The sequence below is a fragment of the Mesorhizobium sp. AA22 genome, assembly GCF_001672375.2.
Taxonomy (GTDB): Bacteria; Pseudomonadota; Alphaproteobacteria; order Rhizobiales; family Rhizobiaceae; genus Mesorhizobium; species Mesorhizobium wenxiniae.
Window position 1 is genome coordinate 2,377,471 of record NZ_CP048406.1, and the last position, 13,214, is coordinate 2,390,684.

Consider the following 13,214-nt stretch of genomic DNA (forward strand, 5'->3'; position numbering starts at 1 on the left):
CTTGGCCGCTTGGAGAAAATAAAGAATGGCGACAAAAGAAAAGGAAGAGGTCGAGACCGAACGTGAAGGCGCCACCGACGGCCCTCTGCTCGACCTTTCCGACGATGCTGTCAAGAAGATGATCAAAGCCGCCAAGAAGCGCGGCTATGTCACCATGGACGAACTGAATTCGGTGCTGCCCTCGGAGGAAGTGACCTCCGAGCAGATCGAGGACACGATGGCCATGCTCTCCGACATGGGCATCAACGTGGTCGAGGACGACGAGCAGGGGGAGGAGCCCGAAGCCGCCGACGCGGCTGCCGACGCCGAGGAAGACGCCAACGAACTGGCCGAGCAGACCGGTACCGCCGTTGCCGCGACGACCACCAAGAAAGAGCCGACCGATCGCACCGACGATCCGGTTCGCATGTATCTGCGCGAAATGGGCTCGGTCGAGCTTCTGTCGCGTGAGGGCGAAATCGCGATTGCCAAGCGAATCGAGGCTGGCCGCGAGACGATGATCGCGGGCCTGTGCGAAAGCCCGCTGACCTTCCAAGCCATCATCATCTGGCGTGACGAGCTCAACGAATCGAAGATCCTCTTGCGCGAGATCATCGACCTCGAAGCGACCTATGCCGGACCGGAGGCCAAGCAGGCGCCGGTGGTCGAACGGATCGAGGAAGCCAAGACCGAGGACAAGCCGCGCCGCTCGCGCGAGGACGAGGACGACATCACCAATGTCGGCGGCGACACGCGCGGTCTGACTGATGACGACGAGGAAGACGAGGACGAAGCCAGCCTGTCGCTGGCGGCGATGGAAGCGGAACTGCGCCCGCAGGTAATGGAGACGCTCGACGTCATCGCTGACACCTACAAGAAATTGCGCAAGCTGCAGGACCAGCAGGTCGAGAACCGGCTGGCCGCCGCGGGCACGCTGTCGCCCAGCCAGGACCGCCGGCTGAAGGAGCTGAAGGACCAGCTGATCAAGGCGGTGAAGTCGCTGTCTCTTAACACGGCGCGCATCGAGGCGTTGGTCGAGCAGCTCTACGACATCAACAAGCGCCTCGTGCAGAACGAAGGCAAGCTGTTGCGGCTGGCCGAAAGCTATGGCGTGCGCCGCGAGGAATTCCTGAAGGAGTATCAGGGCTCGGAACTCGATCCCAACTGGACGCGCTCGATCGGCAATCTGACCTCGCGCGGCTGGAAGGAATTCACCAAGAACGAAAAGGACGCGATCCGCGACCTGCGCGCCGAGATCCAGAACCTCGCCACCGAAACGGCGATCTCGATCCTCGAATTCCGCAAGATCGTCAACCAGGTGCAGAAGGGCGAGCGCGAAGCTGCCATCGCCAAGAAGGAAATGGTGGAGGCCAATCTGCGCCTCGTCATTTCCATCGCCAAGAAATACACCAATCGCGGCCTGCAGTTCCTCGATCTGATCCAGGAAGGCAATATCGGCCTGATGAAGGCGGTCGACAAATTCGAATACCGCCGCGGCTATAAGTTCTCGACCTACGCGACGTGGTGGATCCGGCAAGCGATCACCCGCTCGATCGCCGACCAGGCGCGCACCATCCGCATTCCGGTGCACATGATCGAGACGATCAACAAGATCGTGCGCACCTCGCGCCAGATGCTGCACGAGATCGGACGCGAGCCGACGCCGGAGGAACTGGCGGAAAAGCTCGCCATGCCGCTGGAAAAAGTGCGCAAGGTGCTGAAGATCGCCAAGGAGCCGATTTCGCTCGAAACGCCGGTCGGCGACGAGGAGGATTCGCATCTCGGCGATTTCATCGAGGACAAGATGGCGATCCTGCCGATCGACGCGGCGATCCAGGCCAATCTGCGCGAGACGACGACGCGGGTGCTTGCTTCGCTCACCCCGCGTGAAGAGCGCGTGCTTAGAATGCGCTTCGGCATCGGCATGAACACCGACCACACGCTGGAGGAAGTCGGTCAGCAGTTCTCGGTCACCCGCGAACGCATCCGCCAGATCGAAGCCAAGGCGTTGCGCAAGCTCAAGCATCCCAGCCGCTCGCGCAAGCTGCGGAGCTTCCTCGATAGCTAATGCCGGGTGACGGATAAGCAATTTAAAGGGCGCTGCGGCGCCCTTTTTCGTCCGTGCCAGGAATTGTCTCGCCAGACGGTGCGGTTGTTGTTGCAGCACACCTGCTGTGGGAGGATAATCTCGTGTCGGATGCATTTTCTGGGCGACAAACCCGGATGCCCGCCCCGGCAGTGACGCCGTGCTCCGAGGCCCCGGAGGGAGGTGTGCATGACAAACTATATCGTGCTGATCAACTGGACGGAGCAGGGCGCCAAAAATGTGCGCGAGTCGCCGAAGCGGCTCGATGCCGCCAAGAAGCTGCTGGGAGACATGGGTGGCTCGTTCAAGGCGTTTTATCTCACCATGGGCGAATGCGATATGGTGGCGATCGTCGAAGCGCCCGACGATGCGGTGCTCGCTCGTTTCTCGCTGATGCTGGCGACAGGCGGTAACGTGAGGACGCGGACGCTCAAGGCTTTCCCGGAATTGGCCTATCGCGAGATCATCGCCTCGCTCGGCTGAGGCGTTGCGCGGCTACAGATCCGCGCAAGCTGCCGAGCCCGGCACGGTCAGGCGCCGCTTGGCGGCGCCCGGCCAGTCTGGTCCGAAATGTTGCGGGGCAAAGGTACTTCTCGGATACTCCGCGCAGCACCTCAGCTCGCGTCTCTGAACACATGCCCAAGCCTCTGCTGACCATCTGGTACAACACCCGCTGTCCGGTTTGCGATGCCGGCATCAGCCGGCAGAAGCGGCGGCTGATCGAGGCGATCAAGACCGGGCGGATCGCGTTTCGCGACATCAATGCCGAACCGGCGGCACTGGCCGGATACGGCGTGTCGCTGGAGGACATCCGCCGCCGGCTGCACGCAATTGATGCGGATGGCAAACTGCTGGTCGGCGCCGACGTCGTAATTGCCGTCTGGCTGAAAACACCGGGCGAGGGCTGGCTGGCAGCGCTGTTCGGCAACCGCACCGTGCTGCCGTTGACGCGCTATGCCTATGATCGCTTCGCCGATCTTCTCTATGCCTGGAACCGGCGCAAGGGCCGCTGGTAAGCGGCAGAGACAACCGCCCCGGGCCTTTTGGGACTCCGGAGAGGTTCAGCCACTGCCTTTGCCGCAAACGCGCACTTTCATGCCGTGCGCAATTACGTTACATCGTAAGATATATCTTGACTCAATCACCTCGCCTGCCTAATTAAGATATATCGTGAGACATAACTCAAGGAGCAGACGATGCACGGACATCATCATTTCGGCGAGCATGCCGAGCGCGTTTTCATGCATATGGCCGGCAAATTCGGCGGTCGTGGCGGCGGCTTCGGCCCATTCGGCCACGGCATGAGGGGCGGCGGGCGCGGCGGGCCGGGCGACATGTTCCGCGCCGGGCGTATGCTGGCCGACGGCGATCTCAAGCTGATCACGCTGTCGCTGCTGGCCGAGGCGCCGCGCCACGGCTACGACATCATCAAGGCGCTGGAGGAGCGCACCAGCGGCGTCTACAGCCCGAGCCCAGGCGTGGTCTATCCGACGCTGACCTTCCTGGAAGAGGCCGGCTATGCCGTCTCGTCGGCGGAAGGCAACAAAAAGGTGTTTTCGATTACCGAGGCAGGCCAGACGCATCTCAATGACAATCGCGAGATGATCGACCATGTGCTCGACCATCTCGAGCGTTTCGGCCGCAAGATGGCAAGGGCGCGCGACTGGTTCGGCTGGAACGAGGACGAGGATGGCGGACGTCGCGGCCGCGGCCGTTCGGAAAAGCGCAACGAATTCCGCGCCGTGCGCCAGCGGCTGCGCGCAGCCCTCGGCGACATCGTCGACGCTCCCGCTGAAAAACAGGCCGAGGCAATCGCAATATTGAAAGGGGCGGCCGAAGCCCTCGAAGCGCTGTCGCGCGATTGACGTCCGGGCCGGATGCGGCCCTTGCCCGTTTGCCTAAGGACCGCTAGTGAAATCATCCTGCACCACGCTATGTGATGCAGGATGATTGCCGTTGGAGGGCGCTCCCATGTCTTTTCTGAAACGTCTTTTCGGCGGTGGCGGCGGTGACGCGGGCGAACCAAAGAGTGCTGCACCGGCAAAGCAGATCGAGCACAAGGGATTTTTAATCAGCGCCACGCCCTACAAGGCGGAAGGCCAATACCAGACCTGCGGCGTAGTTTCTAAGGAGATCGACGGCGTGATGAAGGAGCACAAATTCATCCGCGCCGACCGTTTTGCCGGGCTCGACGACGCCGTCGACATCTCGATCAAGAAGGGCATCCAACTCGTCGACGAGCAGGGCGAGAAGATGTTCGGGTAGATCCTCATTACAGCCTTGGATCGATTGGCTCGCTCTCCAGCGCCAGCACGGCAAAAACACACTCGTGAATCCGCCGAAGCGGCTGTTTGGCGACAAATCGCTTCAGCGCCTGGTGCCCGAGCGCGAATTCCCTGAGCGCCGAGCTGCGCTTGCCGCCCAAGCTTCGCTCTCGCAGGCGGACCAGATTGTCCGGCGCATCATATTCGGGGCCATAGATGATGCGCAGGTATTCTCGGCCGCGGACTTTCAGCGCCGGCTGGATGAGTCCCTTCTTGCTCCGACTGATGAAGTCGAGCGGTTTAACCACCATGCCTTCGCCACCCGAGCCCGTCAGCGCCTCCCACCAGGCGACGGCCTCCGCACACGCGCTGGCGTCGGCCAGATCAACCGTGCGCCATCGCGTGCGCGTTACCACGCCATCGCCCGCAGCCAGACGGTCTGCAAGCGTCATGTGCCAAATGTGGTCCTGGTCGAACCAAACACGTCCCTCACTGGCGAGCAGGTGGAACGGCGCAACCTTCAGGCCGTCGATGTCCGAGACCGGCCACACATAGGGCGCCCAGGCGATGGCATATTTGGCCGCACGCGAAGCCCGGTCTTCAAGGCGGGCGTTGAGGGCGGTTGCATCGACGCCGCGCGCCATCGCACGGGCCAACGCCTCGCGACTGACCTGGAAGCCGGCGGCCGAGGACGTTGCCACCGGCGCATACTGGCTTTCAATCAAGCTGCTGGCCTTGGCCGACCAGGGCATTATCTCGGTGTCCAGCAGCAGCCAGTCGCTGTTTAATTCCTCCCACAGGTCCGCTGCTTCGACGCCGGCGCGGAGACGGGCGAGCAGGCCTTCCGTCATGGCAGGGTCGTTGAAAAAGGAGCGTCCGGTCCGGGTCCAGATCGCGCCGGTTTCATCGCCCAATGTCCCGAAGCGGTTACGGGCCGTCTGCGCGTCCCGGCACAGCGCGATCACTGCCCGCGAGCCCATGTGCTTCTCCTCACACACCACCTGAGCGACGTCACGTTCGCGGTAGTAAGCGAGGGCGTCCTCGGGACGTTCCAGCCAGCCGCCTAGGCTGCTCGTCTCTGACGGCGACATCGTCGGCGGCAGATAGATCAGCCATTGCGGCGGCAGCGCGAAGCGGCTCATCACCTCCAGCGCTGCCGAAGCATTCTCCTCGGCCACGACGATCCGGCCCCTCAGTTCGGTCTCGATCCAACGGCGACCGGAGACATCCTGGTAGTCGAGCACCCCGTCGGCGTCGGCCTGCGCCGATTTGTCCGGCCTGGACCCGCCCAGCGGACGCATCGGTTCCGACCAGGTCTGGATTGCCGGGACATCGACCAGTTCGCGTTCGGGCCAGCGCAAAGCCGTCAGTTTGCCGCCGAATACGCAGCCGGTGTCGATGCACAGGGTGTTGTTGACCCACTCGGCCGACAGCACCGGCGTGTGGCCGTAGATCACGGCCGTCTTGCCACGATAGGCCGTGGCCCAGTCCGCTCGGACGGGAAGGCCAAATTCGTCGATCTCGCCTGTGGTCTCGCCGTAGAGGGCGAACTCACGCACGGCGCCGGAGCCACGCCCTATCATCTCTTCCCTAAGGCCGGCATGAGCGACGGCGAGGCGTCCGCTGTCCAGCCAGACATGGCTGCGCAGGCCGTCGAGGAAGGCCGGCAGGGCCTCTCGCAGACCGCGATCCTGAGCGTCCAATTGGTCGATCGTTTGCTGAAGGCCGTGGGCGACCGTGACCTTGCGGCCTTCCAGCCATCGGCCGAGCTTGCGTTCGTGATTGCCTTGGACACAGTAGGCAGTACCGGCTGCGACCATGCTCATAGCGATGCGCAGGACATCGGGCGCGTTGGGGCCGCGATCGACGAGGTCGCCGACAAAGACGATCTTGCGGCCCTCCGGCGGGGTCACGGCGACCGTCCGATCGTCGCGATCCTCGGACCAAGCGAAGCTGTAGCCGAGTCGACTGAGCAGGATCTGAAGCTCATCGGCGCAACCGTGGATATCGCCTATGATATCGAACGGACCGTGATCGTTGCGCTTGTCGGTCCACAGCGGTTGGCGCGAGACCTTGGCCGCGTCGATGCTGGTCTCGCTGGTGAGCTTCCAGACCTGGCGGAAGCCCTCACGTTGCAGGCCGCCGAGACCCTTGCGGATTTCGCTCGTCATGCGTTGGGCCACCCCGGGCCCGAACGGCCGGTCGGGGCGCGACGCGTTGCGCGCGACGCAGACATCGACACCAGGATCGATGACCACAGCGACTGGCAGAGCGTGCCACTTGCGCGCCAGCTCGACCCAGGCCTTGCGGTCGGCGGCCCGCACATTGGTGGCGTCGATGACGGCCAGCTTGCGGTGCTTGAGCCGTTTGCCGGCGATCTCGCGCACCAGATCGAAGGCATCGGCCGAGACGTCTTGATCAGTCTCGTTGTCGGTAATGAGCGCGCGGCAGCGATCCGAGGAAATGATCTCGGTCGGCAGGAAATGCTTGGCGGCGAAGGTCGACTTGCCCGATCCGGTCGAGCCGATCAGCACAACCAGAGCGAAGTCAGGGATGGTGAGATCAGTCTTGTCGGGCTCTCTCATCGCGTGAACACCACCATCTGCGTGGGCGCCCCCAGGACAGGGTCCTCGGCCCCGATGCCGCTGAAGGCGGCGGAATAGCCATAGGTCTCACCGATTTTGGCCGCCCAGGTTTCGAACTGGGCGCGGCTCCATTCGAAGCGGTGGTCCGGGTGGCGAAAGGCGCCAGGGGCCAGGTTGGCGAACAGGGCGTTGTAGTCCGCATTCGGAGTGGTCACGATCACCGATTTGGGCGCCGTCTCGCCGAAAACGATGCGTTCGACCAGAGGCAGCCTGTTCTCGTCCAGATGCTCGATGACTTCGACCAGCACCGCAACGTCGGCCTCGGCCCAGCGGCTATCCCGATACGTCAGCGATCCATGTAGCAGCGTGACCCGACCCTCGGGCGGCCCGCCGAACTCGTTCAGCTTGAGACGCTTGGCAGCCCATTCCAGTTCGCGGACTTCAGGATCAAGTCCAAACAGCTTGTGGACCCATCGTTCGCGCACGAGCCGATAGAGTAGCTTGCCTTCGCCGCATCCCAAATCCGCAATAGTGGTTCCGCCGGTGGCTCGAATGGCCTGGACCACAGCGTCCATGCGCAAATCGTTCAACCGGATCGGCACCTCCAGCGCCTCCTCGGGCGCAACGCGGGCTTCAGAAGGCAGCGCCTCGCCGGCCGTCTCGGGAGCCAATCGCTCGAGGGCGATACGGGCCAAGGCACCGCGATTGCGCAGATAGCGACGTACGATGAGGTCTTTGGCGGGATGGTTTTCCAGCCAGCCCTCGCCCTTGGATAGCAGCTTGTCGATCTCAGCCTCGCCGACCCAGTAGTGCTTGGCGTCGTCCATCACCGGGATCAGGACATAAAGGTGGTTCAGCAGGGCACTTAGCCGGCCGGTGCCGGTTAACTTCAGTTGACCGTATCGCGGGCCGCTTGCACCAGACCCGACGTCCCCTATCGGGGTTAGATCGACGGTCCACCCCAAAGGTTCGAACAGGCCTCGAACCAGAGCCTCACCGCCGCGCATCGGCAGCGGTGTCACCACCGCCTCCAGCGGCAGGTCGCTGTTGGCCAGTTCCTGGCGCTCCTTTGATATGCCGGTCATAGCGGTCCGCAGCGTTTTGTTTAGCGCCACCGACAGGAAGGACGATGCCGCATAGGGCCGGTCGTTTACATACTGGTCCAGCAGGCCTTCTGCCTGACCTTTGCCCCGCACGAGCCCTATCGGATCGACGTCGAGCAGTAGAGCAGCCTCGCAACGCTTGTCAGTCGCCTCGGGATAGAACAGCCACGCCTTGCCGAAGGACAGGTCGGTCTCGTGCAGACGATCGGGATGCTTGTGCAGCAAGAAGCCGAGATCTGTGGCCGGACGATGCGTTGTGGCGACGGAGAGGAACATCGGCGACCGATAGCGCAGACAAGCGGAATAACCAATGGTGTCGCGCGGCTATCCTGGTAAAAGCCATCCAACACTTTGACTCGGGCGCAGCCGCGCTAGCAGATCGCAAAAAGGCAGGCGCCGGGCGCCTGCCTTTTGTTCTGGTTACCAGTTGTTCGCGTTCTACGCGGCAGCGGCAACCGTTGCGGCCGCGGCCACCGCCGCATCCACCTTGGCTGACGCCTTGGCCAGAGCGGCCGAGACGGCCTCGGGGCCCATGCCGACGCCCTTGATGCGGATGACTTCGACGTCGGTCATGCCGATGAAGCCAAGCACGCTGCGCAGATAAGGGATGGCGTGGTCCATCTGCACGGCAGCGCCTTCCGAATAGATGCCGCCCGAGGCGAGGACGATGTAGACCTTCTTGCCGGTGACCAGGCCCTTCGGGCCATTCTCGCCATAGGCAAAAGTCTTGCCGGAGCGGGCGACGTGATCGACCCAGGATTTCAGGGTCGACGAGATGCCGAAGTTGATGAAGCCGGTGGCCAGGATGATGGTGTCGGCCGCAAACAGTTCATCCAACACAGCGTCGGAAACGCCGACGACCTCGGCCTGGCGCGGGCTACGGGATTCAGCCGGCGTGTAGATGCCGGTCGAATAATCGGGATCGATATGCGGCAGCGGGTTGGCGACGAGGTCGCGGACGACAAGCTTGGCCGAGGGATCGGCGGCAAGCAGTTTCTCGGCGAGGTCGGTGGCGATACGGGTCGAGTGCGAGGCATTGCCGCGCGGGCTGGAAGTGACAAGAAGGATGGACATGGCGGGTCTCCAGGGCTGGAACGATTTGTCCCGCTAAATATGGGTCCCTCGACCCATTTGAAAAACTGGTATATTTTTTATACTATCCATCTACAATCTGGATAAGGCTATGCAACCCAATCCGACGCTCGACCAACTGCAAATCCTGGTGACGGTGGCCGACACCGGCAGTTTCTCCGCCGCCGGGCGCAAGCTCAACCGCGCGCAATCGGTCATCAGCTATGCCATCGCCAATCTTGAGGCGCAGCTCGGGCTGCAACTGTTCGAGCGCGAGGGCACGCGCGAGCCGCGGCTGACCGAGATCGGCCGGGCGATGCTGGAGGACGCGCGACGCATGACCGGTGTGCTGCAGCGCATCCGCTCGCGCGTCGACGGCTACCATCAGGGGCTGGAGGCCGAAGTGGCGCTGTCGGTCGATGCGGCACTGCCCTCACCGGTGCTGGTGCGGGTGCTGAAGGCGTTCGAGGCTCAGTTTCCGACCGTGATGCTGCGCCTCCATATCGGCACGCTCGGCCTGATCCCCGATCATGTCGTCAGCGGGCAAGCCGATCTCGGTGTCGGCGGCCTGCTGGGCGAGGTCGACGTCCACCTTGTGCGCATCGGCTTCATGTCGATAGTTCTGGCCGCCGCGCCCAGCCACCCGCTGGCGCTGCTGCCGAAGCCGGTGGCGATCGAGGAGGTGCGCGAACACACCCAACTCGTTGTCACCGACCAGTCCGAGCGCACCAAGGGGCGCGACTTTGGCGTCTTTGCCTACCGCACCTGGCGGCTGACGGACCTGCGCACTAAGCATATGCTGATGCGTGAGGGGCTGGGTTGGGGCGGGCTGCCGCGATGGCTGATCGCCGATGATCTGGCGAGTGGCCGGCTGGTGGAACTCGACCTCGAGCCTTACAGCGAGGTGCGTTCGCCTCTGTTTGCCATGCATCGCACTGACCGCAGCCCGAAACCTGCGGCAGCTTGGCTGATCGATCAGTTCAAACGGCAGCTCGGCTGCTTCAACGAGTTCGAGCCGGGCCAGGTGCCTGAGGATGAGTTGGAGACAGTCCATCGATAAGGGCGACAAGCACCTCGCGATAGGGGCCGGTTTCGGCGCCGGCCTCGATAGCGAGCGCCGCCCGATCGAAGGCGGCGGCAAGCAGCGCGGTCAGTGCCTCCACCGGCAATCTCGTCATGGTCTGCGCGCGCATCGCCGCGACGAGGCCCTCGCGCAAGGAACGGTTGCCGTGGCGGTTATCGATTTCGTCCATTGCGGCGCGGCCGAGCACGGCCGGTCCGTCGAGCAGCAGCAGCCGGGTGCGGCCGGGTGCGCGCATGGCGGCAAGGTAGGCATCGGAACCGGCGATCAGCGCGTCACGGGCAAACAGTGAGGGCGGCGAGGCGCGCTCGATCTCTTCCGCCACAGCCGCCGCCTCTTGCTCGACCACCGCGGCGAACAGCGCCTGCTTGTCGGCAAAGTGGTGGTAGAGCGCGCCGCGCGTGACGCCGGCCGCTGCAACGATCTCTGGCGTGCCGGTCTCCGCATAGGCTTTCTCGGTGAACAGTTTTCGCGCCGCGGCGATCAGGTCGGCGCGCGTCGCTTCGGTGCGATCGCGGTTGGATCGGCGCGCGGGTTTCTGTTGCATACGTGCAGCCTGTATGTTAATACAATTTACATGCAGACTGTATGTTATCTGACGGGAGAAGGGAAGATGAAGACGACGAGCTATTACCCGGTGCTGATGACGGGCGACGTTGCCGGCACGAAGGCATTCTATATCAAGCACTTCAGTTTCAAGCCGCTGTTTGCGAGCGACTGGTATGTGCATCTGCAGTCGGCCGAGGATCGCCGGGTCAATCTTGGTATCGTCCAAGGCGACCACGAGACGATACCTGAGGAGGGGCGTGGCCGTACCACCGGCCTGCTGATCAATTTCGAGGTCAAGGATCCGGACGCGGTCTACGAACGGATCCTTGCCGCCGGCCTGCCGATCCTGCGGTCCTTGCGCGACGAACCCTTCGGCCAGCGTCATTTCATCACCAAAGACCCCAATGGCGTGCTGATCGACGTGATTAAACCGATCCCGCCGAGCGCGGAGTTCCTGGCGCAGTTTGTTGAAGGGTGAGCGGGAGCCTGAACGACGCCCCGCGACAGGAACTGTCGGCAGAGGTGAGGGGACGGCTCGGGCCGCGTGACCGGGCGGGCATTCGTGGTCTATGGTGAGCTTGGCAACCCTGGGCCCATTCCATGCGTGAAATCTGCCTTGTCCGCGCACCCTCAAACCTTGGCCTCCGCCCGCTGAGACCAGATCATATACCGGGGACGTGGCGTGCGCCGCAGGCATTGACCGAGGCCGGCTTGATCGAGACGCTTGCGCCCGCCAAAGTGGTTGATCTTGATCGGCCCGCCTATAGCACGGAGCCGCAGCCAGGCACCCGGCTGCGCAACGGCAACGCGATACGCAGCTTCAACCTCGGACTCGCCGAAGTTGTTGCCGGCGCGCTGGGACGAGGCGAATTCCCGCTGGTCGTCGGCGGCGACTGTGCGGTCCTGCTTGGCGCACTGGCTGGCGCACGGCGATCTGGTCCGGTGGCACTGGTCCATGTCGATGGCCACAGCGATTTCCGCCATCCGGGCAACTACGACATCAACGCTTCGCTCGGCTCGGCGGCTGGCATGGACCTTGCGCTCGCCACCGGACGTGGAGAGCCGTTGCTGACCGACTGGCCTGAAATCGCAAGCCCCCTTGTTGCGGACGAACATGTGATTCAGATCGGCGAACGCGAGAACCGCGACCCCGACTTTGCCTGGCCTGACGTCAATTCGACCGCGATGACGCTGATCGACGTCTTTGCCGTGCGAGAGCTTGGCGCGGCAAAGGTCCTGGAAAAGACCTGGACCACACTGGCGCGAACCGGCTGGCCCTATTGGGTGCATTTCGACGTCGATGCGCTCGATCAGACGGTGATGCCGGCGGTGGATTCACCAGGCAGTCCCGGCATCGATCCCGACGATCTCGTCGCCATTCTCGCGGCGCTGGTAGCGGATCCGCGCTGCACCGGAATGGATATGACCATTTTCGATCCTGACCTCGATCCGACCGGAGAACTGGCCGTGCTGCTGGTTTCGCTGCTTGGCCAGATCTATGCGTCGCGATAATCGTTAGCTTCGCGCCACCGGCATCACCGTGACCTGAGTAATGCCGGAACGGCGCACCACCGTGCACAGCGTCTCGCGGCCGATGCGCTCGGCGTCGAGCAAGCGCACCAGATCGTCGACGCCGGTGACCGGGCGTCCGTCGATGGCGGCGATGATGTCGCCTTCCCTGAGCCCGGCCTTGGCCGCCGGGCTGTTCGCCTCGATGCTGCGCAGGCGCACCGCCGTGCTGCTCGACACTTGCGACAGAAGGGCGGCGCGGCGCGGCAGGTTTGTCGTATCGGCCGAGACACCGATGAAGGCGCGGCGGACGCGGCCGAAGCGGATGATCTCCGAAATGACGAAATTGGCGGTGTTGGAGGCAACCGCGAAGGCAATGCCTTGCGCGCCGTGGATCATGGCGGTGTTGACGCCGATGACCTCGGCCGCCGACGACACCAGCGGTCCGCCGGAATTGCCGGGGTTGAGCGCTGCGTCGGTCTGGATGACATCGTCGATCAGCCGGCCCGTGGAGGCGCGCATCGAGCGGCCGAGCGCCGAGACGACGCCTGATGTGACGGTCCATTCGAAGCCGAGCGGGTTGCCGATGGCAATGGCGATCTGGCCGCGCCGCAGACGCTTGGAATCGCCGAGCGGCGCGATATCGGCAAAGCTGCCGTCGGCACGCACCAGCGCGATGTCGGTGTCGGGGTCGCGGCCGAGAACACGGCCTTCTCTGGAGACGCCGTCCGGCATGGTGACGCGGACGGTGCGGGCATCGCCGACGACGTGGAAGTTGGTGACGACCAGCCCATCCGGCGTGAGGACGAAGCCGGAGCCTTGGCCGCCGGCACCACCGATGCGCTCGATGCGGCAGACGGCGGGACCGATGCGGTCCACGGCATCGGCGACCGTTGCCGAATAATCATCGAGCAGCGCATCGTCGAATTGCAATTGCTGGGCGGGGAGGGACATGGCAGGGCTCCGTGTCTTTAGAGCAAGATGAAG

Annotated in this window: 13 protein-coding genes; 8 read left to right on the top strand and 5 right to left on the bottom strand. The window is 63.6% G+C overall.

Going from position 1 to position 13,214, the window contains the following annotated elements; translation table 11 throughout:
• Positions 1–25 precede the first annotated feature (25 nt).
• From rpoD to A9K68_RS11710, 5 genes are all read left to right on the top strand, one after another.
• Positions 26–2,047, top strand: coding sequence for an RNA polymerase sigma factor RpoD (gene rpoD / locus A9K68_RS11690; RefSeq protein WP_029350162.1), 2,022 nt, complete (start codon positions 26–28; stop codon positions 2,045–2,047).
• 207 nt (positions 2,048–2,254) lie between these two features.
• Complete coding sequence (locus A9K68_RS11695) at positions 2,255–2,548, top strand: GYD domain-containing protein (RefSeq protein WP_065009207.1); 294 nt, start codon at positions 2,255–2,257, stop codon at positions 2,546–2,548.
• 152 nt (positions 2,549–2,700) lie between these two features.
• A complete protein-coding gene (locus tag A9K68_RS11700) occupies positions 2,701–3,081 on the top strand; it encodes a DCC1-like thiol-disulfide oxidoreductase family protein (RefSeq protein WP_203546898.1) in 381 nt (126 codons plus the stop codon).
• Between the two features lie 180 nt (positions 3,082–3,261).
• On the top strand, positions 3,262–3,930 hold the full coding sequence (locus A9K68_RS11705; protein WP_065009208.1) for a PadR family transcriptional regulator: 669 nt from the start codon (positions 3,262–3,264) through the stop codon (positions 3,928–3,930).
• Between the two features lie 106 nt (positions 3,931–4,036).
• Positions 4,037–4,330 carry an HlyU family transcriptional regulator gene (locus A9K68_RS11710; protein ID WP_065009209.1) on the top strand — a complete coding sequence of 98 codons (294 nt, stop codon included), beginning with the start codon at positions 4,037–4,039 and terminating at the stop codon, positions 4,328–4,330.
• A 7-nt stretch (positions 4,331–4,337) separates the two neighbouring features.
• Here the strand turns inward: A9K68_RS11710 and A9K68_RS11715 are convergent, their stop codons facing one another.
• From A9K68_RS11715 to A9K68_RS11725, 3 genes are all read right to left on the bottom strand, one after another.
• Positions 4,338–6,914: a polynucleotide kinase-phosphatase gene (locus tag A9K68_RS11715; RefSeq protein WP_065009210.1), complete on the bottom strand. Its 2,577-nt coding sequence runs from the start codon at positions 6,912–6,914 to the stop codon at positions 4,338–4,340.
• Positions 6,911–8,293, bottom strand: a complete 1,383-nt coding sequence (locus A9K68_RS11720; RefSeq protein WP_065009211.1) for a 3' terminal RNA ribose 2'-O-methyltransferase Hen1 — start codon at positions 8,291–8,293, stop codon at positions 6,911–6,913. Before A9K68_RS11720 ends, A9K68_RS11715 begins: the two co-directional genes overlap by 4 nt.
• Positions 8,294–8,455: 162 nt before the next feature.
• Positions 8,456–9,091, bottom strand: coding sequence for an FMN-dependent NADH-azoreductase (locus A9K68_RS11725; protein ID WP_065009212.1), 636 nt, complete (start codon positions 9,089–9,091; stop codon positions 8,456–8,458).
• Between the two features lie 109 nt (positions 9,092–9,200).
• Here A9K68_RS11725 and A9K68_RS11730 point away from each other — a divergent pair, with 109 nt between their 5' ends.
• Positions 9,201–10,148 (top strand): LysR family transcriptional regulator, encoded by a 948-nt coding sequence (locus A9K68_RS11730; RefSeq protein WP_065009213.1) that lies wholly within the window; start codon positions 9,201–9,203, stop codon positions 10,146–10,148.
• Here A9K68_RS11730 and A9K68_RS11735 read toward each other — a convergent pair.
• Entirely contained in the window at positions 10,090–10,716 is a 627-nt protein-coding gene (locus A9K68_RS11735; RefSeq protein ID WP_065009214.1) for a TetR/AcrR family transcriptional regulator, read from the bottom strand. The genes A9K68_RS11730 and A9K68_RS11735 overlap by 59 nt on opposite strands.
• Before the next feature lie 66 nt (positions 10,717–10,782).
• On the opposite strand from A9K68_RS11735, the gene A9K68_RS11740 reads away from it, so the two are divergent.
• Together A9K68_RS11740 and A9K68_RS11745 are read left to right on the top strand one after the other, a co-directional pair.
• The gene (locus tag A9K68_RS11740; RefSeq protein WP_065009215.1) at positions 10,783–11,196 is read left to right on the top strand and encodes a VOC family protein; all 414 of its coding nucleotides are present in this window, start codon (positions 10,783–10,785) and stop codon (positions 11,194–11,196) included.
• A gap of 233 nt (positions 11,197–11,429) precedes the next feature.
• Positions 11,430–12,230 (top strand): arginase family protein, encoded by an 801-nt coding sequence (locus tag A9K68_RS11745; RefSeq protein ID WP_246811349.1) that lies wholly within the window; start codon positions 11,430–11,432, stop codon positions 12,228–12,230.
• Positions 12,231–12,233: 3 nt separating this feature from the next.
• On the opposite strand, the gene A9K68_RS11750 is transcribed toward A9K68_RS11745, so the two are convergent.
• Positions 12,234–13,181, bottom strand: coding sequence for a trypsin-like peptidase domain-containing protein (locus tag A9K68_RS11750; protein WP_065009216.1), 948 nt, complete (start codon positions 13,179–13,181; stop codon positions 12,234–12,236).
• Positions 13,182–13,214 lie beyond the last annotated feature (33 nt).

Bases quoted from the DNA above. Each gene is read 5' to 3' on its own strand.
- rpoD (WP_029350162.1), top strand. From the start codon at position 26: ATGGCGACAAAAGAAAAGGAAGAGGTCGAGACCGAACGTGAAGGCGCC.
- A9K68_RS11695 (WP_065009207.1), top strand. From the start codon at position 2,255: ATGACAAACTATATCGTGCTGATCAACTGGACGGAGCAGGGCGCCAAA.
- A9K68_RS11700 (WP_203546898.1), top strand. From the start codon at position 2,701: ATGCCCAAGCCTCTGCTGACCATCTGGTACAACACCCGCTGTCCGGTT.
- A9K68_RS11705 (WP_065009208.1), top strand. From the start codon at position 3,262: ATGCACGGACATCATCATTTCGGCGAGCATGCCGAGCGCGTTTTCATG.
- A9K68_RS11710 (WP_065009209.1), top strand. From the start codon at position 4,037: ATGTCTTTTCTGAAACGTCTTTTCGGCGGTGGCGGCGGTGACGCGGGC.
- A9K68_RS11715 (WP_065009210.1), bottom strand. From the start codon at position 6,914: ATGAGAGAGCCCGACAAGACTGATCTCACCATCCCTGACTTCGCTCTG.
- A9K68_RS11720 (WP_065009211.1), bottom strand. From the start codon at position 8,293: ATGTTCCTCTCCGTCGCCACAACGCATCGTCCGGCCACAGATCTCGGC.
- A9K68_RS11725 (WP_065009212.1), bottom strand. From the start codon at position 9,091: ATGTCCATCCTTCTTGTCACTTCCAGCCCGCGCGGCAATGCCTCGCAC.
- A9K68_RS11730 (WP_065009213.1), top strand. From the start codon at position 9,201: ATGCAACCCAATCCGACGCTCGACCAACTGCAAATCCTGGTGACGGTG.
- A9K68_RS11735 (WP_065009214.1), bottom strand. From the start codon at position 10,716: ATGCAACAGAAACCCGCGCGCCGATCCAACCGCGATCGCACCGAAGCG.
- A9K68_RS11740 (WP_065009215.1), top strand. From the start codon at position 10,783: ATGAAGACGACGAGCTATTACCCGGTGCTGATGACGGGCGACGTTGCC.
- A9K68_RS11750 (WP_065009216.1), bottom strand. From the start codon at position 13,181: ATGTCCCTCCCCGCCCAGCAATTGCAATTCGACGATGCGCTGCTCGAT.